This window comes from Arthrobacter sp. G.S.26 (genome assembly GCF_050847375.1).
Lineage (GTDB): Bacteria > Actinomycetota > Actinomycetes > Actinomycetales > Micrococcaceae > Arthrobacter.
In genome coordinates this window covers 792,719-816,854 of the sequence record NZ_CP193752.1, presented here as the reverse complement: position 1 = coordinate 816,854, position 24,136 = coordinate 792,719, and the positions used below count along the sequence as shown (strand labels likewise).

Below are 24,136 nucleotides of genomic sequence, written 5' to 3'. Positions count from 1 at the left end.
TTCCGCCGGGTTGCCCAACGGATGAATAGCACGGATGACCCCGTCCCGTTAGGGTTGCCTGAGAGCACAAGCAACCCCAGGGGGCCGCAATGCAATCACCCGTCCAGGACAAATCCACCGCCAAATCCCGGCCAGGAACCACCGGTTCCGCGCACGGCGACGCCACGAAATACGACTTTATGGTGGTGTCCAACAGGCTGCCGGTGGACCGTTGCGCTCCGGGCGACAACGGCGACGACGGCTCGGGGTGGCGTCGCTCCCCCGGTGGGCTGGTGACGGCCCTGGCACCCATGATGGGTAAAACGGACGGCGCCTGGGTGGGCTGGCACGGTGCCCCCGACGAAACGCTGGAACCGTTCAGCCACGGCGGCATGGACCTTGTCCCCGTCCAGCTCAGCGACGACGAGGTGGAGCTCTACTATGAGGGCTTCTCCAACGCGACCCTCTGGCCGCTTTACCACGACGTCATCGCACCCCCGGAATTCCACCGGACCTGGTGGGACGCCTACCGCAAGATCAACCAAAGGTTCGCCGACGCCGTCGTCCGCCATGCCGACACAAACGCCACCGTCTGGGTCCAGGACTACCAGCTGCAGCTGGTGCCACGGATGCTGCGGAAGGTCCGCCCGGATCTGCGGATCGGATTCTTTAACCACATCCCCTTCCCGCCCCCGGAGATCTTCGCCCAGCTCCCTTGGCGGCAGGCCATCATCGACGGGCTGCTCGGCGCGGACCTGGTGGGCTTCCAGCGCGCCAGCGACGCCGGAAACTTCATGCGCTCGGCCCGCCGCTTCCTTGGCGCCAGCGTCAAGCAGCAGCAGGTCCACGTCAAGGACGGCGACGGCGAAATCACGCACATCGCCCGCGCCCAGGCGTTCCCCATTTCCATCGACGTCCAGCAGATCAGCGAACTGGCCGGCCGGCCGGACATCATTGAACGGGCGCGCCAGATCCGGCAGGACCTGGGCAACCCCAAAACCATCCTGCTGGGTGTTGACCGGCTGGACTACACCAAGGGGATCCGGCACCGGCTCAAGGCCTTCGAGGAGCTCCTGGCGGACGGCAAGCTGTCCGTCGCCGACGCCACCCTGATCCAGGTTGCCTCGCCGAGCCGGGAGCGCGTGGAGCAGTACCGCCTGCTCCGCGAAGAGGTGGAGGGTACCGTGGGCCACATCAACGGCACCTACGACACCCTGGAAAACACCGCCGTCCGCTACCTGCACCACAGCTACCCGGTGGAGGAAATGGTGGCCCTGTACCTGGCCGCGGACGTTATGCTGGTCACCGCGCTGCGGGACGGGATGAACCTGGTGGCCAAGGAATACGTCACGGCCCGGAACAATAACGACGGCGCGCTGGTCCTCAGCGAGTTCGCCGGGGCGGCGGACCAGCTCAAGCAGGCGCTGCTGATGAACCCGCACGATATTGACGGCCTCAAGAGCGCCATCATGACCGCCGTGGACATGCCGGCCCGGGAAGCCTCCCGCCGGATGAAGTCCATGCGCAAGCAGATTTTGGAGCACGACGTCGACCACTGGTCAGCGGATTTCCTGCAGGCCCTGAACGAGAAGGTCATCCGCGATGACACCTGAGGCCCGCCCCGGCCAGGGCCCCCTGGCCCTGTCCCCTGAACTCCGTGCAGCCCTCCGCGAAATTGCCCGCACGGAACACCTGCTGGTGGCCCTGGACTTCGACGGCACTATGGCGCCGATAGTGGGCCACGCGGACGACGCCCGGCCGCTGCCACGGTCGGCTGCGGCGTTCGCAGGACTCGCCGTCCTGCCGCGCACGACGACGGCACTCATCTCCGGGCGCGCACTCGCCAGCCTGAGGGTGGTCGCCTCGCCACCTGTGGACTCCCTGCTGATCGGCAGCCACGGCGCCGAGGCCTGGCTGGGCCCCGGTTCCGCCGGCCTCACGCTGGACGCGGCGCAGGCGGAACTGCTGGCCGAGGTCCGCAGCGCGCTCGCCGAAATCGTCGCCGTGGCACCGGGCACCATGCTCGAGGACAAACCGGCGGGCGTGGTGCTCCACACCCGGCTCGCGGCCGATGACGTCGCCGAGGATGCTGTGGCCGCTGCCCGGTCCCTGCTGCAGGACCGCAAGGGGGTGTTCCTCAAGGATGGGAAACGCGTCCTGGAAACGTCAGTCGTCAACGCCTCCAAGGGTGAGGGGGTAACCTTCCTGCGCCAGATCACCGGAGCCACTGCGGTGCTGTTTGCCGGGGATGACACCACCGACGAGGATGCGCTGGCCCGGCTCGAACCCGGGGACGTTGGCATCAAGGTGGGTTTCGACTTCACCGGGGCACAGTTCCGTGTGGAGGCCCCCATCCATGTGGCGGAACTCCTCGAAACACTCCTGCAGGAACGCAGCCTGGCCGTTGCCGAAGAGGATCCCGGACACACCGGCAGCTGACGCCGTGCCGAACTTCACGTGTGACGTTCGTAACAAAGACAACAAAACGGGCAGCGTCTGGCATACTCTTGCTTGTGATGTGGCGCACAAACACCGTGCGGCATTACCCACTGCCTCCTGGCGCTAGCCGGATGGCAGTGGTGCAAAACAAAACTGAACAAACATGAACCATTCACAACGGATCGTCCGGCACGTACCTGCCGGTGAAGGGATTGATAACTGTGGCTACAGTTACTTTTGATAACGCTACGCGTCTGTACCCGGGCACAGAAAAGCCCGCCGTCGATAAGCTCAACATCGACATCGCCGATGGCGAGTTCCTCGTCCTCGTTGGACCCTCCGGTTGCGGTAAGTCCACCTCCCTGCGCATGCTCGCAGGCCTTGAGGATGTCAACGCAGGCCGTATCCTCATTGGCGACCGCGACGTCACCGACGTTCCGCCGAAGGACCGCGACATCGCGATGGTTTTCCAGAACTACGCGCTGTACCCGCACATGACGGTTGCCGACAACATGGGCTTCGCCCTGAAGATCGCCGGCGTTTCCAAGGAAGAGCGCGCCGAGCGTGTCCGTGAAGCAGCAAAGCTTCTTGACCTTGAGCCGTACCTGGACCGCAAGCCGAAGGCACTTTCCGGTGGCCAGCGCCAGCGTGTTGCCATGGGCCGCGCCATTGTGCGTAACCCGCAGGTCTTCCTCATGGATGAGCCGCTCTCCAACCTGGACGCCAAGCTCCGTGTCCAGACCCGTACGCAGATCGCGTCCCTGACCCGCCGCCTGGGCGTCACCACGGTCTACGTGACCCACGACCAGGTCGAGGCAATGACCATGGGTGACCGCGTGGCTGTGCTGAAGGACGGCCTGCTGATGCAGGTCGACACCCCGCGCAACCTGTACGACCGCCCGAAGAACGTGTTTGTCGCCGGCTTCATCGGCTCCCCCGCCATGAACCTGCTCGAACTGCCCGTCGTCGACGGTGGCGTCCAGTTCGGTGGAACGGTTTACCCCGTGCCGCGCAACATCCTCGAAGAAGCCCACGGCAGCACGGTCACCGTTGGTTCCCGTCCGGAAGACCTCGAGACCGCACCGCAGGGTGAGGGCCTCAAGGTCGAGGTCGACGTCGTTGAAGAACTCGGCGCCGACGCCTACGTCTACGGCCACACCACGCTCGACGGCAAGGACCACGACATCGTGGCACGCGTCGACGGTCGCCGTCCTCCGCTGAAGGGCGAGACCCTCTACGTCCGTCCGCAGTCGGGCCACGTGCACCTGTTCGACACCAAGACCGGTCTGCGCCTCGGCGACTGATTCGTTCTGTAACCGGCGGCGGCCCCTTCACTGGAGGGGCCGCCGTCGGCCGTTTAACCCGATGTTTAGCCCAACACCGCAAAGTACGGAAGAATTGAGCCATGACCGAGGAAAACAGCGCCCAGTGGCACGATGAACCCACCGACTATGCGCAGATCGGAAAACTGCCGCGGTTTGTGGCGGCCAGCGCGGACGACGATAAAGCGGCCTCGGTCTCCAGTTCCCTGAACATCACGGCCGCGGCCGCGGACCCCGAGTTGCTGGACCTTCCGTGGCACATCGCCCTGGAGGACTGGCCGGCGGAAAACCTCGCGGCACTGCCCCGCGGCATCTCCCGGCACATTGTGCGCTTCGCCCATCTGGGCGGTTCCGTGATTGCCATCAAGGAAACGTCCGAGCACGTGGCCCGGCACGAATACCACATGCTCCGCAAACTGGCGCGGCTGGATGTCCCCTGCGTGGAACCCGTCGCCGTCATCACCGGCCGGACCACCATGGACGGCCGCCCCCTCAACCCGGTGCTGGTGACCCGGCACCTGAAGTTCTCCATGCCGTACCGCGCATTGTTCTCGCAGATGCTGCGCAAGGACACCCTGACGCGGCTGATCGACGCCCAGGCGCTCCTGATGGTCCGGCTGCACCTGATCGGCTTCTACTGGGGCGACGTGTCCCTGTCCAACACGCTGTTCCGCCGCGACGCCGGCGCTTTCGCGGCCTACCTGGTCGACGCCGAAACCGGCGAGCTCTACCCGGACCTGTCCACCGGCCAGCGTGAATACGACCTCGAAATCGCCCGGGTGAACATCGCCGGTGAACTGATGGACCTGCTCGACGGCGGCCTGATCGAGGAAAAAGTGGACCCCGTGGCCACCAGCGAACTCATCATGGACAGCTACCGGCGGCTCTGGACTGAGCTGACGGAAAAGGAATCCTTTGAACTTGGCGAGCGGTGGCGGGTGGGTGCCCGGATCCGGCGGCTCAACGAACTGGGATTCGACGTTGAAGAATATGCCATCAAGACCACCCAGAACGGGACCACCATCCAGCTGCAGCCCAAGGTGGTGGACGCCGGCCACCACATGCGGCGGCTGCTGCGCCTCACCGGGCTGGATGCCCAGGAAAACCAGGCACGACGGCTGCTGAACGACATGGACTCGTTCCGGGCCGACAACAACCCGGACATGGACGAGGAATACAGCGCCCACCTCTGGGTCAGCCAGATCTTCGAACCCATTGTCCGCTCCATACCCCGGGACCTGTCCGGTAAACTGGAACCGGCGGAAGCCGTGCACGAGGTCCTGGAACACCGCTGGTACATGTCGGAGAAGCAGGAACGCCACATCCCGCTGGCCGAAGCCGTGCAGTCCTACATCGACTCCATCCTGCGGCACCGCCGCGACGAGGCAGCGATCATGCTCAACCCGGACACCGGGATGCTCAAGATCCTCGAAGTGGAGACCGAGGAGTCCCGCTACGGAGCGGACAGCGAATACCCCGACGCCGACGACTGAGCCCTCCCGCACTGAGCCCTCCCGCAGGGCCGGGGGTCAGCCCCCAACTAGGTCGCAGTTGTTGTCGTTTTGGGCCCTCAAAACGACAACAACTGCGACCCAGTTGGGATGACGGAAGGCTAGATTGCCTTGCCGGGGTTCAGTATCCCGGCGGGGTCGAACAGCGCCTTGATCCTGTGCTGGAGCTCCCGCACGGGTTCAGCCTGCTCCTGGCCCAGCCAGCGCAGCTTGTACTGGCCCACGCCATGCTCACCCGTGATGGTGCCGCCCATGGCCAGCGCGGCCGTCACCGAGTCGTCCAGCACCCGTTCCAGGCGGGCCAGGGCTCCGGCATCAACACCCGTCTCCTCCCGGTCCACCCAGAACGTGGGGTGCAGGTTGCCGTCGCCGGCGTGCGCAACAACCTTCAGGTGCACCCTGTGCTCCCCGGCCATGGCTTCCAGGGCCGCCACATAGTCCACCAGCCGTGAGCGCGGGACGGCGACATCCTCGCCCACCCGGTACTGGTCGTCCACCTCGGCGCCCCGGCTGTGCCGTCGCAGTTCCACCAGACGCTGCGCTTCGGCGCTCTCCTCAGTGGTCACCACCGCGCCGCTGTCCTGCAGAACCTGCCGGATCCTGGCTGCTTCAGCTGCAGCGCCGAAGCCGTCCGTCTGGACGAGGAGGAGGGAGCTGCCGCGTGCGCTGAGGTCCGAGCCGTGGATTTCGTCCAGCTGCGCCAGCGTCCCGCCGTCGAGCAGTTCCATGATGGCCGGCTGGACCCGGGCCCGGCCCACGGCGAGGACACCCGCTGCGGCGCGCTTGAAGTCGGGGTAGAAGGCGGCCACGGTGTGCACCTCCTGCGGCAGGTACTTCAGCCGGACGGTGATGCCCACCACAATCCCGAGCGTTCCCTCGGAGCCAACAAAAAGCCCGGTCAGGTCATAGCCCGCCACGCCCTTGAACGTCTGGTGGCCGGTGTGGATCAGCGAGCCGTCGGCCAGGACAACGTCCAGGGCCAGCACCGAGTCCCGGGTGACGCCGTACTTGGCACAGCGGAGACCGCCGGCGTTGGTAGCCACGTTCCCGCCGATGGTGGAACTGCGGTAGCTTGCAGGGTCCGGCGCGTACATCAGCCCGTGGGTGGCCGCGGCCTCATTAAGCACGGCGTTGATGACCCCCGGTTCCACTGTTGCCGTTTCATCGTCGGGGCTCAGGTCCAGGATCCGGTCCAGCCGTTCCAGGGAGAGGACCACGCAGCCGCGCGTGGCATGGGCACCGCCGGACACACCCGTCCCCGCTCCGCGGGGCACCAGCGCCACATTCGCGGCGGCGCAGGCACGCACCACCGCCTGGACCTCAGGTACCGACGCCGGGAACACCACGGCCACGGGAAGGTGGAAGTCGATGATGGGCGCCTGGTCCACCGCGTACCGCCGCAGGGTCCCTTCGGCGGTGTCCACCTGAGCTGCCCCGACGGCAGCCACCAATTCCTCAACCACGCTTTCCACAAAGCCTCCATCCGCCGTCGCACGTCTCCACCCAGTCTAGGTTGAGCGCCGGTGGTGGACGCAGGCTCGGATGCAAGCGCTTCCAGCTCCTGACCTGCGCGGATGGCTTCAACTATCAATAGGCCCTGCAAACCAGACTGGAAGCGCTTTCATTTAATCCGGATTCTGCTCTAAGGTAACTCTCATGACTGTCGAAACTGTGACACCGGACACCACCCTGGCGGCGGGCCCGCTCACGCTGATCCACTCTGCCGATACCATCCCCGGATGGTGGCGCTCCGCCGTGATCTACCAGGTGTACCCACGGTCATTCCGCGACCTCAATGGTGACGGCGTAGGCGACCTCGCAGGCATCACCGAGGAGCTGCCGCAGCTCGCGGACCTGGGGGTGGACGCCGTCTGGCTGTCCCCGTTCTACCGCTCGCCCCAGCGCGACGCCGGGTACGACGTCAGCGACTACTGCGACGTGGACCCCATCTTCGGCACCCTCACCGACTTCGACGTGATGATGGCCGAATCCCACCGGCTGGGGCTCCGCGTGATTGTGGACCTTGTGCCCAACCACTGCTCGGACCAGCACGTCGCCTTCCAGGCAGCCGTGCAGGCGTCCGCAGGCAGCCCCGAACGGGACATGTTCATTTTCCGTGACGGCAGCGGCCCTGACGGCAACGAGCCGCCCAACAACTGGGAGTCGCACTTCGGCGGCCCGGCCTGGACCCGCATCATTGGCACCGACGGCCGCCCGGAACAGTGGTACCTGCACCTCTTCGATTCCTCCCAGCCGGATTTCAACTGGGACAACCCCGCCGTCCATGCCGAGTTCGAGCGGGTCCTCCGCTTCTGGCTGGACCGCGGCGTGTCCGGGTTCAGGGTGGACGTGGCCCACGCGCTGGTCAAGGCGGCAGGTTTGCCCGCCTGGGGCGGCCGCGCGGACGGCAGCAGCAGCGAAGGCTTCCCGGGTTCTGCAGCGCCCATGTTCGGGCAGCCCGCCCTGCATGACATCTACCGCCGCTGGCGGGCAATCCTCAACGAATACGGCCACGACCGCATCCTTTGTGCCGAAGCCAACGTGGACCCGCTGCCCAGGTTGGCCGACTGGGTGCGGCCGGATGAAATGCAGCAGGCATTCAACTTCCCCTACCTGCATGCAGGCCTGGACATCCACCGCCTCCGCGGTGTCATCACCGATTCGCTGGTGGCGCTGGACGCTGTTGGCGCGCCCAGCACCTGGGTCCTGTCCAACCATGACGTGGTCCGCCACGCGAGCCGGTTCGGCTACAACGGGCAGGGACCGCGCGGCGGGGACGGCATCGGCCCCGCAGACCCGCAGCCGGACGTTGCCCTGGGCAGGCGCCGTGCTGCGGCTGCGTCCGTGTTTATGCTGGGCCTGCCGGGCGCCGCGTACCTCTATCAGGGTGAAGAACTGGGACTGCCTGACGGTATCGACATTCCCGAGCAGCTCCGCCAGGATCCCACTTTTGCCCGGACCGGCGGCGAACGCCTGGGCCGGGACGGCTGCCGGATCCCACTGCCATGGCGTGCGGCAGAACCCCACCTCGGCTTTGGACCAGGGGCTGACCCGTGGCTCCCCTTCCCCGACTCGTTTGCCGCCCTGGCGCGTGACCTGCAGACCGGATCACCGGCGTCGCACCTTTCCCTCTACAAGGAAACCCTGGCACTCCGCCGCAACCTGGACCTGGGCCGCGGCTCGCTGCTCTGGGCAGAAGACTGGTGCAGCGGATCCGCGCTGGGCTACGTCAACGGGACTACGCTGGTGCTGATGAACCTTAACCACGAACCGCTGGAGCTGCCTGCAGGCCAGGTCCTGGTCCGCAGCGCCGCCGACGGAACCGACGGCTGGCTCGCTTCCGGCGAAACGGCCTGGATTGCGCTGGGGCAGGGCGGCGCAACGGACTAGCATGCCGGGGATCAAAGAGGTTGCGGACCGGGCCGGCCTGTCGGTGGCCACGGTTTCGCGGGCGCTCAGCGGCAAGGCCAATGTTTCGGCCAAGAGCCGGGAGCGGGCCCGCAGGGCAGCGCAGGAGCTGGGCTTCGTCCCGTCGTACCACGCCGCCAGCCTGGCGTCCGGGCGGAACTACAACATCGGCCTGGTGGTGCCCTATGTGCAGCGCTGGTACTTCGCCTCCGTGCTGGAGGGCGTCTCCGAGACCCTGCTGGATGCCGGCTACGACCTCACCCTCTATAACGTGGGCGAACAGACGGAGCGCAGGAACAGCGTCCTGAGCGACTTCCTGCTGCGGAAGCGCCTGGATGCCGTGATCGCCGTTGCCCTGGTGCTCAGCGAGGCGGAGATCATGCAGCTCCTGGCCGTCCGCAGGCCCCTCGTGGCGATCGGCGGCGCCCTGCCCGGTGCGGCCTCCATCAGGATCGACGATGCCCGCCTTGCGCGGCTCGTCACCGAACACCTCATCCGGCTGGGGCACACGCGGATTGCGCATATGACCGGGGACACTGAATTGAACCGGGACTTCAAGCTTCCGGGCATCCGCCTCAGCGGATACCAGGCTGCGATGGCGGCCGCGGGCCTGCCGGTCCATCCGGACTGGCAGGTCGCGGCGGACTTCACCATCCAGGGGGCATATACGGCCGCCAAGCGGCTTCTGGGGACGGCTTCCGAACGGCCAACAGCGGTTTTCGCGGCGTCGGATGAGATGGCGGTGGGCACCATCCTCGCGGCCAGGGACTTCGGCCTCCAGGTCCCCCGGGACATCTCCGTGGTAGGCCTGGACGGGCATGAACTTGGCGAGGCCTTCGGGTTGACCACCATCGACCAGAATCCCCGCGGCCAGGGCAAGCTCGCCGCTACAACGGCGCTTGAGCTGCTGGATACGGCCTGGAACTCCGACGCCGATGCAGCACCCATCCCTGCGCCCGACTACGAATACCCCACGGACTTTGTCATCCGCACCAGCACGGCCATCCCGCCAACGAAACCCTAGCTGTGGTGTCCTAGCCGGCCGACCCCATAAAGCGGGAGTAGCGGGCCAGGATCAGCGGCCACGCCGCAACGTACCCTGCCCGGGTGGCAGCGGGATCCTCGGCGCCCTCCCAGCCCTCATGGAGCACCTTGACCTCTGCGCCGCCCTCGACGGCCCTGAAGACCACGCGGAGCTCAGTGGACCACAGCGCCGTTGAGCCGGGGTGCCAGGTGGCGTGGAAGGACAGCGGCGGCTGCCAGTCGTCAAGGGTTCCCCAGATACTGGTCCTGCCATCGTCGGCGGTCTCCAGGATGAGGTTCTCCTCGAACTCCACGTAGGACCCTCCCCCGTAAGCCCCGTGCTCTTCAAGGGGCCACCAGAGGTGTGTGTGGTCCGTGAAGCCAGCGAAGGCGTGGGCTACGGTTCCGGGCACCACAACGGTTTCGATGACCGGGACGAGCTCAGGAGGACCGGGCTGCGCCGGACTGCCGGGCTGTACAGGGCTTCCATGCTGGTCCTGGCCGTGGCTGAAGAGGCTGTTCATGAGCCCCGATTCTACCGGACCTGCCTTGTCCGTCCCGTCTGTCCCTCACCGTTACGCTATCGGTTGTGGTTGTTATTCGGGGGGTTTGGGGACCGTATCTGATAGGTCAACGGGGGTGTTTGTTTGTTAAATGTGGGAGGCCCCAACCAGGTGCTGGTTGGGGCCTCGACCGTTAATGATGTTCCGGCGGCGTCCTACTCTCCCACACCCTCCCGGGTGCAGTACCATCGGCGCTGTGGGTCTTAGCTTCCGGGTTCGGGATGGGACCGGGCGTTTCCCCCACGCTATGACCGCCGTAACCCTTGTACCCGTCCCCTGGGGTGTTGCCCGGGGGTGGGAAATCTGTGGTTACAACATTGTGGTGTTGTTATTTTGTTGTGTTTTTGTTCCCTGCAACGAAACCGTGTGACGGGTTTGTTGTTTGGGAACCACATAGTGGACGCAAGCAGTCTTGTTTCTTTTTACCACCCCACGGGTGCAACCCCTTTTGAAGGGAAGGTTGCGGGGGTGGTGTGTGGTGTAAGTTATCGGCCTATTAGTACCGGTCAGCTTCACGAGTCGTTAGTCCTCGCTTCCACATCCGGCCTATCAACCCAGTGGTCTGGCTGGGGGCCTCTCACACACAAGGTGTATGGAAATCTCATCTCGAAGCGAGCTTCCCGCTTAGATGCTTTCAGCGGTTATCCCATCCGAACGTAGCTAATCAGCGGTGCACTTGGCAGTACAACTGACACACCAGAGGTTCGTCCGTCCCGGTCCTCTCGTACTAAGGACAGCCCTTCTCAAATTTCCTGCGCGCGCAGCGGATAGGGACCGAACTGTCTCACGACGTTCTAAACCCAGCTCGCGTACCGCTTTAATGGGCGAACAGCCCAACCCTTGGGACCTACTCCAGCCCCAGGATGCGACGAGCCGACATCGAGGTGCCAAACCATGCCGTCGATATGGACTCTTGGGCAAGATCAGCCTGTTATCCCCGAGGTACCTTTTATCCGTTGAGCGACGGCCATTCCACAATGTACCGCCGGATCACTAGTCCCGACTTTCGTCCCTGCTCGAGATGTCTCTCTCACAGTCAAGCTCCCTTGTGCACTTACACTCGACACCTGATTGCCAACCAGGCTGAGGGAACCTTTGGGCGCCTCCGTTACTTTTTAGGAGGCAACCGCCCCAGTTAAACTACCCATCAGGCACTGTCCCTGACCCGGATTACGGGCCGAAGTTAGATGTCCAAAGTGACCAGAGTGGTATTTCAACGATGACTCCACCCGAACTGGCGTCCGGGTTTCAACGTCTCCCACCTATCCTACACAAGCCACTCCGAACACCAATACCAAACTATAGTAAAGGTCTCGGGGTCTTTCCGTCCTGCTGCGCGTAACGAGCATCTTTACTCGTACTGCAATTTCGCCGAGTTTATGGTTGAGACAGCGGGGAAGTCGTTACTCCATTCGTGCAGGTCGGAACTTACCCGACAAGGAATTTCGCTACCTTAGGATGGTTATAGTTACCACCGCCGTTTACTGGGGCTTAAATTCTCAGCTTCGCCTTGCGGCTAACCGGTCCTCTTAACCTTCCAGCACCGGGCAGGAGTCAGTCCGTATACATCGTCTTGCGACTTCGCACGGACCTGTGTTTTTAGTAAACAGTCGCTTCCCCCTGGTCTCTGCGGCCCCGATCCCCTCCCACCAGCGTGTGGTGTTCAAGGTTGGGGCCCCCCTTCTCCCGAAGTTACGGGGGCATTTTGCCGAGTTCCTTAACCATAATTCTCTCGATCGCCTTAGTATTCTCTACCTGATCACCTGTGTCGGTTTGGGGTACGGGCGGCTAAAACCTCGCGTCGATGCTTTTCTCGGCAGCATAGGATCACCAAATCCCCCCACTAAAGGGGGTCCCATCAGATCTCAGGCATCATGAACAGCGGATTTGCCTACCATTCGCCCTACATCCTTAGACCGGGACAACCATCGCCCGGCTTGGCTACCTTCCTGCGTCACACCTGTTAATACGCTTGCCTCCCAGGATCAGGTCCCGCGCTCCACCAAAAACCACGTCACCACAAGGGCGGGCGGTCAGGTCTCGGGCGGTTAGTATCCCCTGTTCAACATGGACGGTTTTTCGCCGGTACGGGAATATCAACCCGTTGTCCATCGACTACGCCTGTCGGCCTCGCCTTAGGTCCCGACTTACCCAGGGCAGATTAGCTTGACCCTGGAACCCTTGATCATTCGGCGGACGGGTTTCTCACCCGTCTTTCGCTACTCATGCCTGCATTCTCACTCGTGTAGGCTCCACCGCTGGTTTACACCGCGACTTCACTGCCCACACGACGCTCCCCTACCCATCCAAACGCCTGAACCACAAGGGCTTAGCTAATATTTGAATGCCACAACTTCGGCGGTGTACTTGAGCCCCGCTACATTGTCGGCGCGGAATCACTTGACCAGTGAGCTATTACGCACTCTTTTAAGGATGGCTGCTTCTAAGCCAACCTCCTGGTTGTCTTCGCAACTCCACATCCTTTCCCACTTAGCACACGCTTAGGGGCCTTAGTTGGTGGTCTGGGCTGTTTCCCTCTCGACTATGAAGCTTATCCCCCACAGTCTCACTGCTGCGCTCTCACTTACCGGCATTCGGAGTTTGGCTGACGTCAGTAACCTTGTAGGGCCCATTAGCCATCCAGTAGCTCTACCTCCAGCAAGAAACACGCAACGCTGCACCTAAATGCATTTCGGGGAGAACCAGCTATCACGAAGTTTGATTGGCCTTTCACCCCTACCCACAGCTCATCCCCTCCATTTTCAACTGAAGTGGGTTCGGTCCTCCACGACGTCTTACCGTCGCTTCAACCTGGCCATGGGTAGATCACTTCGCTTCGGGTCTAGATCACGCCACTGCAACGCCCTATTCAGACTCGCTTTCGCTACGGCTTCCCCACACGGGTTAACCTCGCGACGTAACACTAACTCGCAGGCTCATTCTTCAAAAGGCACGCCGTCACAACTACTATGCACACAAGGTGCGGTTGCTCCGACGGATTGTAAGCACACGGTTTCAGGTACTGTTTCACTCCCCTCCCGGGGTACTTTTCACCTTTCCCTCACGGTACTGGTCCGCTATCGGTCATTAGGGAGTATTTAGGCTTATCAGGTGGTCCTGACAGATTCACACGGGATTTCTCGGGCCCCGTGCTACTTGGGATACTCTCACAGGCGGCACAAAACATTACGGTTACGGGGCTCACACCCTCTCTGGCCGGCCTTTCAAGACCGTTCACCTATGCCTGTACATCACACCCCACCGGTCCGGCAGAACCAGTATGGAAAGTCCCACAACCCCGCCCATGCAACGCCCGCCGGCTATCACACATGGAACGGTTTAGCCTGATCCGCGTTCGCTCGCCACTACTAACGGAATCACTATTGTTTTCTCTTCCTGCGGGTACTGAGATGTTTCACTTCCCCGCGTTCCCCCCACACACCCTATGTGTTCAGATGCGGGTCACCAGGTCACTCGCGCGCCTGGCGGGGTTTCCCCATTCGGACACCCTGGGATCACAGTCCGGTTATCGACTCCCCCAGGCTTATCGCAGATTCCTACGTCCTTCTTCGGCTCCTAATGCCAAGGCATCCACCGTGTGCTCTTAAAAACTTGACCACAAAAGATCAAAAACGCTAATTTTCGAGAGAACCACAGAAACCAACCACACGATCAACACCACCCCGAAAGGTGACACCATCACGCGCAGCCAGATTCAGGTTCATATTCTTGGAAATTGCTTCTTATAAAAGATGCTCGCGTCCACTATGTAGTTCTCAAACAACAACCCCAAACCACACACCCCACACAACCCTCCCAAAAGGAAAAGCAACCGTGTGTTCGGTGCAGCCAGGAAACCAGAAACAAACAAACCCGGACCAGCCCCGCACCAGCCAAAAAGACCAGCCACGGAACCACCCCGGTCCTGTTGCCTCAGGACCCAACAGTGTGCCATACACTACCCAGCAACCACAGACCATCATCGTTCCTGAACCACCCCCGAAGGAGTAACCCGTACTAAACCATGGTTCGTGCCACCAGGCACCTATTTGCTGATATTCCACCCTTGAGCACCCGCCGCAGAACAATCGTCTGCGCAACGGGCCTTTACTCCTGACAACCCCCACCCACCACATACATGAGGAATGAAGGACTGTAGGTGCTCCTTAGAAAGGAGGTGATCCAGCCGCACCTTCCGGTACGGCTACCTTGTTACGACTTAGTCCCAATCGCCAGTCCCACCTTCGACAGCTCCCTCCCACAAGGGGTTAGGCCACCGGCTTCGGGTGTTACCAACTTTCGTGACTTGACGGGCGGTGTGTACAAGGCCCGGGAACGTATTCACCGCAGCGTTGCTGATCTGCGATTACTAGCGACTCCGACTTCATGGGGTCGAGTTGCAGACCCCAATCCGAACTGAGACCGGCTTTTTGGGATTAGCTCCACCTCACAGTATCGCAACCCTTTGTACCGGCCATTGTAGCATGCGTGAAGCCCAAGACATAAGGGGCATGATGATTTGACGTCGTCCCCACCTTCCTCCGAGTTGACCCCGGCAGTCTCCTATGAGTCCCCACCATCACGTGCTGGCAACATAGAACGAGGGTTGCGCTCGTTGCGGGACTTAACCCAACATCTCACGACACGAGCTGACGACAACCATGCACCACCTGTGAACCAACCCCAAAGGGGAAGAACTGTCTCCAGTCCGGTCTGGTCCATGTCAAGCCTTGGTAAGGTTCTTCGCGTTGCATCGAATTAATCCGCATGCTCCGCCGCTTGTGCGGGCCCCCGTCAATTCCTTTGAGTTTTAGCCTTGCGGCCGTACTCCCCAGGCGGGGCACTTAATGCGTTAGCTACGGCGCGGAAAACGTGGAATGTCCCCCACACCTAGTGCCCAACGTTTACGGCATGGACTACCAGGGTATCTAATCCTGTTCGCTCCCCATGCTTTCGCTCCTCAGCGTCAGTTAATGCCCAGAGACCTGCCTTCGCCATCGGTGTTCCTCCTGATATCTGCGCATTTCACCGCTACACCAGGAATTCCAGTCTCCCCTACATCACTCTAGTCTGCCCGTACCCACCGCAGATCCGGAGTTGAGCCCCGGACTTTCACGGCAGACGCGACAAACCGCCTACGAGCTCTTTACGCCCAATAATTCCGGATAACGCTTGCGCCCTACGTATTACCGCGGCTGCTGGCACGTAGTTAGCCGGCGCTTCTTCTGCAGGTACCGTCACTTTCGCTTCTTCCCTACTGAAAGAGGTTTACAACCCGAAGGCCGTCATCCCTCACGCGGCGTCGCTGCATCAGGCTTGCGCCCATTGTGCAATATTCCCCACTGCTGCCTCCCGTAGGAGTCTGGGCCGTGTCTCAGTCCCAGTGTGGCCGGTCACCCTCTCAGGCCGGCTACCCGTCGTCGCCTTGGTAAGCCATTACCTCACCAACAAGCTGATAGGCCGCGAGTCCATCCAAAACCACAAAAAGCTTTCCACCCCCCACCATGCGATGAGGAGTCATATCCGGTATTAGACCCAGTTTCCCAGGCTTATCCCAGAGTCAAGGGCAGGTTACTCACGTGTTACTCACCCGTTCGCCACTAATCACCCCAGCAAGCTGGAGGTCATCGTTCGACTTGCATGTGTTAAGCACGCCGCCAGCGTTCATCCTGAGCCAGGATCAAACTCTCCGTTGAAGTAAAAACAAAAACAGACACAACCACCAACCCCGGAAACACGGGACAAAATGGCTGCACAAAATTCGAAACCAGCTGTAAAAACCAGACAACACCACAGGGGCGGCATCATCCAGCCAATTCAACCAATTCAATACAAAAAATTGGTATCAACAAACATGGCACACTATTGAGTTCTCAAACAACAGACACACCCGACACCACCACAACCACAGGTCGCAGATCGCTCCGGAGCAACTTTCCAAACTTACCGGCTGCATTCCAGTCTGTCAAACCGGGATCCGCGGCCATCATAGCTGTAAAGCATAACGGCCGGGGTTTTCGGTCTGACTCCGTGGAGCAGCGCGGAAATAAACTGTACCACCACTTGGCCGGGAAGACCACCCGGCCCGGTTACGGTCATCCAACGCTCCCCCGGTTGGACCCAAAAGGCCCGGAATCACGGGGATCCCGGGCCTTCGAGGTGTTCCGCAGAAAAGCGGTGCCGGTTGCAGAGATGTCAGCCTGCGGCCGGAGCACCCACGGTGAAGTACGCGGCACCCAGCGGCGGCAACGTGACGGTCAGCGTTGCCGGCTGCCCGTCCTGGCCTTCATCGGTGGCAACCAGCGGGCCATCGTTCAGGACGCCCGATCCGCCATAGGTGGCATGGTCGGTATTGAGCACCTCGTTCCACGCCCCGGCAACGGGAACCCCCAGGGTGTAGCCCACATGGGGAGCCCCGGAGAAGTTGATGGCGCAAACCACTGCGTTGCCGTTCGTGTCCCACCGGATGAAGGACAGGACGTTGCGGTCCGCGTCTCCCCCGTTGATCCACTGGAACCCGCCGGGTTCGTTGTCCCGTTCGTACAGTGCCGGGGTGGCAGCGTAGAGCTCGTTGAGGTCCTTGGTCAGCAGCTGCAGTCCCTTGTGGGCCGGGATATCGGCAAGCCACCAGTCCAGGCCGTGCTGCTCGGACCACTCGGCTTCCTGGCCGAACTCCGTGCCCATAAAGATGAGCTGCTTGCCCGGGTGTGCCCACTGGTAGGCGAAGAAGGCGCGCAGGTTGGCCAGCTGCTGCCAACGGTCACCCGGCATCTTCCGCAGCATCGAACCCTTGCCATGCACAACCTCGTCGTGGCTGATGGGCAGCAGGAAGTTCTCGGTGAACGCGTACACCAGCGAGAACGTGACGGTCCCGTGGTGCCACTTGCGGTTGATCGGTTCCTCGGCGGCGTAGGACAGGGAATCGTGCATCCAGCCCATGTTCCATTTCAGGCCGAAGCCCAGCCCGCCGTGGCTGGTGGGCGCGGTGACGCCGGGGAACGCCGTGGATTCCTCGGCGATCATCACGGCACCGGGGTGCGTTTTGTAGACAGTGGCGTTCACTTCCTGCAGGAAGGACATGGCCTCCAGGTTCTCGCGCCCGCCGAACCGGTTGGGCTGCCACTGTCCTTCCTCGCGGGAGTAGTCCAGGTACAGCATCGAGGCGACCGCATCCACCCGCAGCCCATCGATGTGGAACTCCTCCAGCCAGTACAAGGCGTTCGCCACCAGGAAGTTCCGGACCTCGGAGCGGCCGAAGTCGAAGATCAGGGTGCCCCAGTCAGGGTGCTCGCCCAGGTTCGGGTCGGCGTGCTCGTAGAGCGGTTCGCCGTCAAACTTGGCCAGCGCCCAGGCATCCTTGGGGAAGTGGGCCGGCACCCAGTCCAGCAGCACGCCGATTCCCGCCTGGTGCAGCGCATCCACGAGGAAGCGGAACTCGTCGGGGTGCCCGAAGCGGGATGTCGGCGCGAAGTAGGAGGTGACCTGGTAGCCCCAGGAGCCACCGAACGGGTGTTCGGCCACGGGCATGAACTCGACGTGCGTAAACCCGAGCCACTTGACGTAGTCCACCAGTTCGGTGGCCAGTTCCTTGTAGCCCAGGCCCAGACGCCAGGAGCCGAGGTGGACCTCGTAGACGCTCATGGCTGAGTTGTGCGGGTCACGCTCGGCGCGGGCCGCCATCCATTCGGCGTCCTTGAAGGCGTAGGACGGCTCCACGACACGTGAAGCGGTCAGCGGCGGTACCTCGGTCCCGAAGGCCAGCGGATCGGCTTTTTCCACCCAGTAGCCGGCTTTGGTCCGGATCTCGAATTTATAGCACGCCCCTGCTACAACGCCGGGAACGAAGATTTCCCAGACCCCCGAGGAGCCCAGGGACCGGAGCGAGTTCTCGCGCCCGTCCCAGCCGTTGAAGTCACCCTTGACCCGCACGGCCTGGGCGTTGGGGGCCCACACGGCGAAGGACACGCCGTCCACGTCACCCAGCGATGACTTGTAGTGCTGGACGTGCGCCCCGAGCACCTCCCAGAGTTTTTCGTGCCGGCCTTCGCCGATCAGGTGCAGGTCCACTTCGCCCACGGTGGGAAGGTAGCGGTACGGCTCGTCGACCGTGACGGCGTCGGCTCCGGGGTAGGTCACGGAAAGCCGGTAGTCGGGCACATGGCCCTGCTGCAGCGGTTCCAGGACCGCCACCCAAACGCCGTGCGCCTCGTGCTCCATGGGTACTGACCCGGCGGACGTCACCACGGAGACGGCTTCCGCCAGATGCTTGACGGTACGGACTGTCACGTGGCCGTAGTCGTCAAGGTGCGCGCCGAGGACGGAGTGCGGGGCGTGGTGTTCGCCGTTCGCGATCCTGCCCAGCGTGTCGGCGTCCACCGGCAGCGGCGCCCCGGGGCGGTCGGTCTGTGCTGAGCCTGTCATTTCATTGCCTTCCGATGCTGCCCCGGCGAGGATGCCGGCGCCATTACTGCCCAGGAGCCGTCTGGAGGCGTTCACGGGGATCGCCAGCCAGTCCGGCCTGTTGCGCATTTCGTAAACCACTTCATAAAGCGCCTTGTCCAGCCACAATGCCACAAAGAGCGGCGATTCCCGGTCCACGGTGCCGGCCCTGACGCCGGCGTAGCCGGCCAGGAACGCGTCCGCGCAGTCATCCACCCAGGAATCGGGAACCTGCGCCCCGTCCTGTTCGCGCAGCGCGGCGCCCGCGGCGTAGTCGAAGGACCGGAGCATCCCCACCACGTCCCGTAGCGGAACGTCCGGGACATTCCGTTCGGCGATGGGCCGCAGGGGCTCACCCTCGAAGTCCAGGATGGCCCACCGTGAGGCGCCGGCGCTGCCGGGCACCTGCAGGATCTGGCCAAGGTGGAGGTCGCCGTGGATCCGCTGCAGCGGACCCGCGGCGACGCCGTCGAGCCCTGCCAGCAGGTCGTCGAGGGCGTCGTTGTATGGCCCGACGGCGGGACCGGCTTCCGCCCAGGCCTCGCGGACGCGCTGTGCAACAGCGGGTCCGATCACGGTCCCGGACGAGGGTTCGGCAGAGGTACCCAGCGCTGCCGCGAGCCGGCGGTGGACGGTGGCCGTGGCCGCGCCAAGCGCGTGGGCTTCCGCGGTGAAGTCGGTACCGGACCGGGCGGCGTCAACTGCCAGCCGCCACGCGTCGCGGCCGCCGGCCAGGAATTCGTGGGCCACTGCCAGTTCGCCCTGCACTGTCCGGGTGCTTCTGCCGGACTGCCCGGCACCGGCACCGTTGACCGGGCCCTGGGCGAGCCACTCCCCGCGGACCCAGCCCAACGTGGCCGGCACCTCGGTGGTGCCGCCGGCCGTCAAGGCGGAACCCACTTCCACCTCGGGGTTGGTGCCGTCGGAGAGCACCCGGAAGAATTTGACGATCGCTGCCGATTCGCCGTCGTCCACAATGACCGAACTGTTGGACTGCTCACCGGAGAGGACCTTGACCACGCCCCGGGCGGTGGGCAGGCGGTAGTCGCCGGCCACCTTGAAGCCGGTGGCCGTCCCGGTGGGCGCGGTGCCCTGGTGCCGGATGAGTTCCAGCCAGGCGGCCACGAAGTCGGGGTCATGGACGGCGTCGTAGACCCAGGTCCGGGACGGGTCGGTCCCGGCAGCCTGACCCACGAGGGCCCGCTCCATCCCGGCCGCGGGGGCGGGCCGGAAACTCAACGGAACCTGGACCACTGAGGTCCGGGGACCGCCGTCGGCCGTCCTGGTGGTGACGTTCAGGATGAAGACGGCGAGCCCGGCGTGCCCCGCGGGGTCGGCCAGGCCAAGGCTGCCCGCCTGGGACATCTCGAAGTCGTCGGTTTTGACGGGGAACCAGCGCTGCCTCGGAAGCCATTCCCGAAGCAGGGCAGTCAGGGCGGGGGTGAGGATGGGCTGGCTCATATCAGTTCTCGATCGAGAGGATCGGCAAGGCCTGCGTATACGGCGAGGCCGGATTTGACGACGCCGAGCGGATCCGCAGCCAGAAGAAATCGTGGCTGCCCAGCGTGAGCGTCAGCGTCCCGTCCTCGCTGATGCCCGGGAACGGCTGGCCGCCGAAAACGTCCCGCAGGCCCCGCCCCGCGTACTGCGGGATCCGCAGCTTGGCTGCCACCGGGTGCTGGGAAAGATTGAAGGCACACAGGATCGTCTCGCTGTCGGCCCCCGCCGAATTCCCCTCCGGGAGTTCACGCAGGTACGACAGGACGGCGTCGTGATCGGCCTCGACGTGCTTGAAGCCGCCGAGTCCGAAGGCCGGGTGGTTGCGCCGGACGCTGAGGATCTGCCGGGTCCAGCGCAGCAGCGAACCCGAGTGGGCGGATTCCGCTTCCACGTTGGCCATGGCGTAGTTGTACACCAGCGACTGGATGGGCGGCAGGTACAGCTTGCCGGGGTCGGCACTGGAGAATCCCGCGTTGCGGTCGGGGTTCCACTGCATGGGCGTGCGCACGGCGTCGCGGTCGTCCAGCCAGATGTTGTCGCCCATGCCGATCTCGTCCCCGTAGTACAGGAACGGGCTGCCCGGCAGGGACAGCAGCAGCGCGTTGATCAGTTCAATCTCGGCGCGGGAGTTGTCCAGCAGCGGGGCCAGCCGGCGGCGGATGCCGATGTTGGCCCGCATCCGGGGATCCGGGGCGTACCAGCCCAGCATGGCGGCGCGCTCGTCCGGGGTCACCATCTCCAGGGTCAGCTCATCGTGGTTGCGCAGGAACGTACCCCATTGGGCCCCCTCGGGGATTTCCGGGGTGTCCTGCATGGTTTCGATGATGGGCGCGGCCTTCTGGTCGCGCAGCGCGTAGTACAGCCGCGGCATGATGGGGAAGTGGAAGGCCATGTGGCATTCCGGTTCCTCCTCGGTTCCGAAGTATTCCACCACCTCGTTGGGCGGCTGGTTCGCCTCGGCGATGATCACCCGGCCCGGGTAGCTTTCATCCACCATGGTGCGCAGTTTCCGGAGGAAGTCGTGCGTGGCAGGCAGGTTTTCGCAGTTGGTCCCCTCCTCTTCGAAGAGGTACGGAATGGCGTCGGCCCGGAAGCCGTCGATGCCTTGGTCCAGCCAGAAGCGCACCACGTCGAACAGGGCTTCGATGACCTTGGGGTTTTCGAAGTTCAGGTCCGGCTGGTGGCCGAAGAAACGGTGCCAGAAGAACTGCCGGCGGATCGGATCAAACGTCCAGTTCGATTCCTCAGTGTCCACGAAGATGATGCGGGCGTCCTCGTACTTTTCGTCCGTATCGCTCCACACGTAGAAGTCGCCGAACGGACCGTCAGGGTCCTTGCGGGATTCCTGGAACCAAGGGTGCTGGTCCGAGGTGTGGTTCAGGGGCAGGTCGATGATGACCCGCACGCCCCTGGCATGGGCCTCGGCGACCAGGCGCTTGAAGTCGCTGATGGTGCCGAACTCGTCCAGGACGGAGTTGTAGTCGGAAATGTCGTAGCCACCATCACGCAGCGGCGACTGGAAGAACGGCGGCAGCCAGAGGCAGTCCACCCCCAGCCACTGGAGGTAGTCGAGCCTGTCGATGAGGCCGGAGAAGTCACCGGACCCATCGCCGTTGGCATCCGCGAAGGCCCGGACGAGCACTTCGTAAAACACGGCCTTCCGGTACCACAGCGGGTCGTGCTGCAGGCCCGGAGCGTTCAGCTCAAAGCTGCTTTTGGGGGTGAAATGCTGGCTGGCACCCTGCGGATTGAAATTCACTGATGCATTCTCCTCACGCTCAGGATGTGGGCGGGTTCAAGGTGCGGGTCGCGGCGGACGTAGTTGTACTCGCCCCATTCCCAGCTTTCACCGGTGAGCAGGTCATCGACGTAGAAACCGCCGCCGGGGGTCAGGTCCTGCTGGTCCAGTTCCAGGGCGGCCAGGTCCAGCACCACCGTGCACTCGCGGGCGCCGTGCGGGTCCACGTTGGCCACCACGATGATGGTGTCCTTCGTTCCGTCCGGCAGGGTCTTGTGCTTGGAGTAGGCCACCGTGGCGTCGTCAGTGGTGTGGTGGACCGTCAGGTTCTGCAGGTCCTGCAGCGCCGGGTGGTTGTGCCGGAGGTGGTTGAGCCGGGTGATGAACGGCGCCAGGGTGCGGCCGGACGCGGCAGCACCCTCCCAGTCGCGGGCCTTGTACTCAAACTTTTCGTTGTCGATGTATTCCTCGGCACCGGGCCGGGCAACGTGCTCGTAGAGTTCGTAGCCGGCGTACACACCCCACAGCGGGCTGGCCGTGGCGGCGAGGACCGCGCGGATCTTGAACGCTGCCGGGCCGCCGAACTGCAGGTATTCGGTGAGGATGTCCGGGGTGTTGACAAAGAAGTTGGGCCGGAAGAAAGCCGCGGATTCGTGGCTGACCTCGGCGAAGTACTTCTCGATCTCCGCCTTGGTGTTGCGCCAGGTGAAGTAGGTGTAGGACTGCTGGAACCCGGCCCGGCCCAGCGCGTGCATCATGGCGGGGCGGGTGAAGGCCTCGGCGAGGAACACCACGCCGTCCACGTTTTTGTCCACTTCGGCGATCAGCCATTCCCAGAACCACACGGGTTTGGTATGCGGATTATCGACCCGGAAGATCTTTACGCCATGGCTGACCCACAGGAGGACAATCCGGAGAATTTCGCGGGAAAGTCCTTCCGGATCATTATCGAAATTCAGCGGGTAAATGTCCTGGTATTTTTTCGGCGGGTTTTCCGCGTAGGCAATGCTGCCGTCCACGCGGGTGGTGAACCACTCCGGGTTTGACGCCACCCAGGGGTGGTCAGGGGCGGCCTGCAACGCCAGGTCCAGGGCTACATCGAGGCCCAATTCGGTGGCCCGCGCCACAAAGGCGTCAAAGTCCTCAAAGGTGCCCAGGTCGGGGTGGATGGCGTCGTGGCCGCCTTCAGCCGCGCCGATGGCCCAAGGCGAGCCGGGGTCGTTGGGGCCGGCAATGAGGGTGTTGTTGGGGCCCTTGCGGTGCTGTACGCCGATCGGGTGGATGGGCGGCATGTACAGGACGTCGAAGCCCATGGCCGCCACGGCGTCGAGGCGCTTCGCGGCCGTGCGGAAGTTTCCCGAGGTCCAGGCGCCGGTGGTGTGGTCCTTAACGGCGCCTTCGGAACGGGGGAAGAACTCGTACCAGGCCCCGCGGCCGGCACGTTCGCGCTCCACGAGCAGCGGGTAGCGGCGCGAAACAGTGACAAGTTCGCGGATGGGCTGGCGGGCCACAACGTCCGTGACGTCGGCGGCGAATCCGGCGCCCAAACGTTCCTCGGTGCTGCGACCGGTGTCGGCCAGGGCCTGCGCGGCCCGGCCCAGGACGTCCCTGTCGTTTCCGTCGCGGGACTCGTCGTTCGCGGCTTCGCCCAGCAGCGCCGCACCTTCGGCAAGCATCAGCTCAACGTCCACGCCGGCGGCGATCTTCACCTCCGCGTTGTGGTGCCACGTGCCGTAGCGGTCATGCCAGGCTTCAATACTGAACGTCCAGTTGCCGGGTTCCGACGGCGTGAGGATGCCTTCCCAGCGGTCGGTACCCATGCCGCGTTCCCCGCGGGGCGGGGCCAGGCGGACGCGCTGGCGCTCGGCGCCTGCGGCGTCGTGCAGGACGGCGCTGACGCCCAGCTGGTCGTGGCCTTCGCGGAATGAGGTAGCGCCCACCACGATTCCTTCTCCCGGCACGGCCTTGGCCGGGAACGCCCCGTCTTCGATGACCGGCTGTACGGCGGTGATCGGAAAACGTCCGAAGCGCAGGCCCTCAGTGATGCTGCCCGTTGGTTTCGTCGTGGATGCGGCTGTGTTTCCTGGGTTAGTCGTCACAGGCTCGACGTTAGCGAGAAAAGCCGGAATTTGCTAAGCCTGCGCACCTTTTGCGCCGTGGCGCACGTCATTCCTGTCATTTACCCAAAAGAAACCCTGTGCTTGTTCCAGCCGC

Annotated in this window: 11 protein-coding genes and 3 rRNA genes; 6 read left to right on the top strand and 8 right to left on the bottom strand. The window is 63.5% G+C overall.

The genetic code is table 11. The annotated features are described in order from the left end of the window. Positions 1–89: 89 nt before the first annotated feature. From ACRB8A_RS03815 to ACRB8A_RS03800, 4 genes are all read left to right on the top strand, one after another. On the top strand, positions 90–1,592 hold the full coding sequence (locus ACRB8A_RS03815; RefSeq protein ID WP_432245624.1) for an alpha,alpha-trehalose-phosphate synthase (UDP-forming): 1,503 nt from the start codon (positions 90–92) through the stop codon (positions 1,590–1,592). After that, the gene (otsB, locus tag ACRB8A_RS03810; protein ID WP_056596012.1) at positions 1,582–2,418 is read left to right on the top strand and encodes a trehalose-phosphatase; all 837 of its coding nucleotides are present in this window, start codon (positions 1,582–1,584) and stop codon (positions 2,416–2,418) included. Before ACRB8A_RS03815 ends, otsB begins: the two co-directional genes overlap by 11 nt. Positions 2,419–2,639: 221 nt before the next feature. Next, positions 2,640–3,722, top strand: coding sequence for an ABC transporter ATP-binding protein (locus ACRB8A_RS03805; protein WP_050686555.1), 1,083 nt, complete (start codon positions 2,640–2,642; stop codon positions 3,720–3,722). A gap of 101 nt (positions 3,723–3,823) precedes the next feature. Further along, complete coding sequence (locus ACRB8A_RS03800) at positions 3,824–5,233, top strand: DUF4032 domain-containing protein (RefSeq protein WP_050686554.1); 1,410 nt, start codon at positions 3,824–3,826, stop codon at positions 5,231–5,233. 119 nt (positions 5,234–5,352) lie between these two features. Here the strand turns inward: ACRB8A_RS03800 and ACRB8A_RS03795 are convergent, their stop codons facing one another. Continuing rightward, on the bottom strand, positions 5,353–6,723 hold the full coding sequence (locus tag ACRB8A_RS03795) for an FAD-binding oxidoreductase (RefSeq protein ID WP_432245623.1): 1,371 nt from the start codon (positions 6,721–6,723) through the stop codon (positions 5,353–5,355). Between the two features lie 184 nt (positions 6,724–6,907). Between ACRB8A_RS03795 and ACRB8A_RS03790 the strand changes: the two genes are divergently transcribed. Further along, a complete protein-coding gene (locus tag ACRB8A_RS03790) occupies positions 6,908–8,641 on the top strand; it encodes a glycoside hydrolase family 13 protein (protein WP_050686552.1) in 1,734 nt (577 codons plus the stop codon). A gap of 1 nt (position 8,642) precedes the next feature. Further along, positions 8,643–9,683 carry a LacI family DNA-binding transcriptional regulator gene (locus tag ACRB8A_RS03785; protein ID WP_050686551.1) on the top strand — a complete coding sequence of 347 codons (1,041 nt, stop codon included), beginning with the start codon at positions 8,643–8,645 and terminating at the stop codon, positions 9,681–9,683. 10 nt (positions 9,684–9,693) lie between these two features. Here the strand turns inward: ACRB8A_RS03785 and ACRB8A_RS03780 are convergent, their stop codons facing one another. The 7 genes from ACRB8A_RS03780 to ACRB8A_RS03750 all read right to left on the bottom strand — a co-directional run bounded on the left by ACRB8A_RS03780 (position 9,694) and on the right by ACRB8A_RS03750 (position 24,021). After that, complete coding sequence (locus tag ACRB8A_RS03780; RefSeq protein WP_432245622.1) at positions 9,694–10,206, bottom strand: hypothetical protein; 513 nt, start codon at positions 10,204–10,206, stop codon at positions 9,694–9,696. A gap of 181 nt (positions 10,207–10,387) precedes the next feature. Next, positions 10,388–10,504, bottom strand: a 5S ribosomal RNA gene (gene rrf, locus ACRB8A_RS03775). A 216-nt stretch (positions 10,505–10,720) separates the two neighbouring features. Then, a 23S ribosomal RNA gene (locus ACRB8A_RS03770) occupies positions 10,721–13,863 on the bottom strand. 552 nt (positions 13,864–14,415) lie between these two features. After that, positions 14,416–15,941 (bottom strand): 16S ribosomal RNA (locus ACRB8A_RS03765). The 16S, 23S and 5S rRNA genes sit together here, the layout of an rRNA operon. Before the next feature lie 499 nt (positions 15,942–16,440). Next, positions 16,441–20,145, bottom strand: coding sequence for a 1,4-alpha-glucan branching enzyme (locus ACRB8A_RS03760; RefSeq protein ID WP_432245621.1), 3,705 nt, complete (start codon positions 20,143–20,145; stop codon positions 16,441–16,443). A gap of 1 nt (position 20,146) precedes the next feature. Next, a complete protein-coding gene (gene treS / locus ACRB8A_RS03755; protein ID WP_050687538.1) occupies positions 20,147–21,943 on the bottom strand; it encodes a maltose alpha-D-glucosyltransferase in 1,797 nt (598 codons plus the stop codon). Further along, complete coding sequence (locus tag ACRB8A_RS03750; RefSeq protein WP_285241977.1) at positions 21,940–24,021, bottom strand: alpha-1,4-glucan--maltose-1-phosphate maltosyltransferase; 2,082 nt, start codon at positions 24,019–24,021, stop codon at positions 21,940–21,942. Before ACRB8A_RS03750 ends, treS begins: the two co-directional genes overlap by 4 nt. Positions 24,022–24,136: the final 115 nt, after the last annotated feature.

Coding starts and splice junctions, on each gene's coding strand:
- ACRB8A_RS03815 (WP_432245624.1), top strand. CDS start 90: ATGCAATCACCCGTCCAGGACAAATCCACCGCCAAATCCCGGCCAGGA.
- otsB (WP_056596012.1), top strand. CDS start 1,582: ATGACACCTGAGGCCCGCCCCGGCCAGGGCCCCCTGGCCCTGTCCCCT.
- ACRB8A_RS03800 (WP_050686554.1), top strand. CDS start 3,824: ATGACCGAGGAAAACAGCGCCCAGTGGCACGATGAACCCACCGACTAT.
- ACRB8A_RS03790 (WP_050686552.1), top strand. CDS start 6,908: ATGACTGTCGAAACTGTGACACCGGACACCACCCTGGCGGCGGGCCCG.
- ACRB8A_RS03785 (WP_050686551.1), top strand. CDS start 8,643: ATGCCGGGGATCAAAGAGGTTGCGGACCGGGCCGGCCTGTCGGTGGCC.
- ACRB8A_RS03780 (WP_432245622.1), bottom strand. CDS start 10,206: ATGAACAGCCTCTTCAGCCACGGCCAGGACCAGCATGGAAGCCCTGTA.
- ACRB8A_RS03760 (WP_432245621.1), bottom strand. CDS start 20,145: ATGAGCCAGCCCATCCTCACCCCCGCCCTGACTGCCCTGCTTCGGGAA.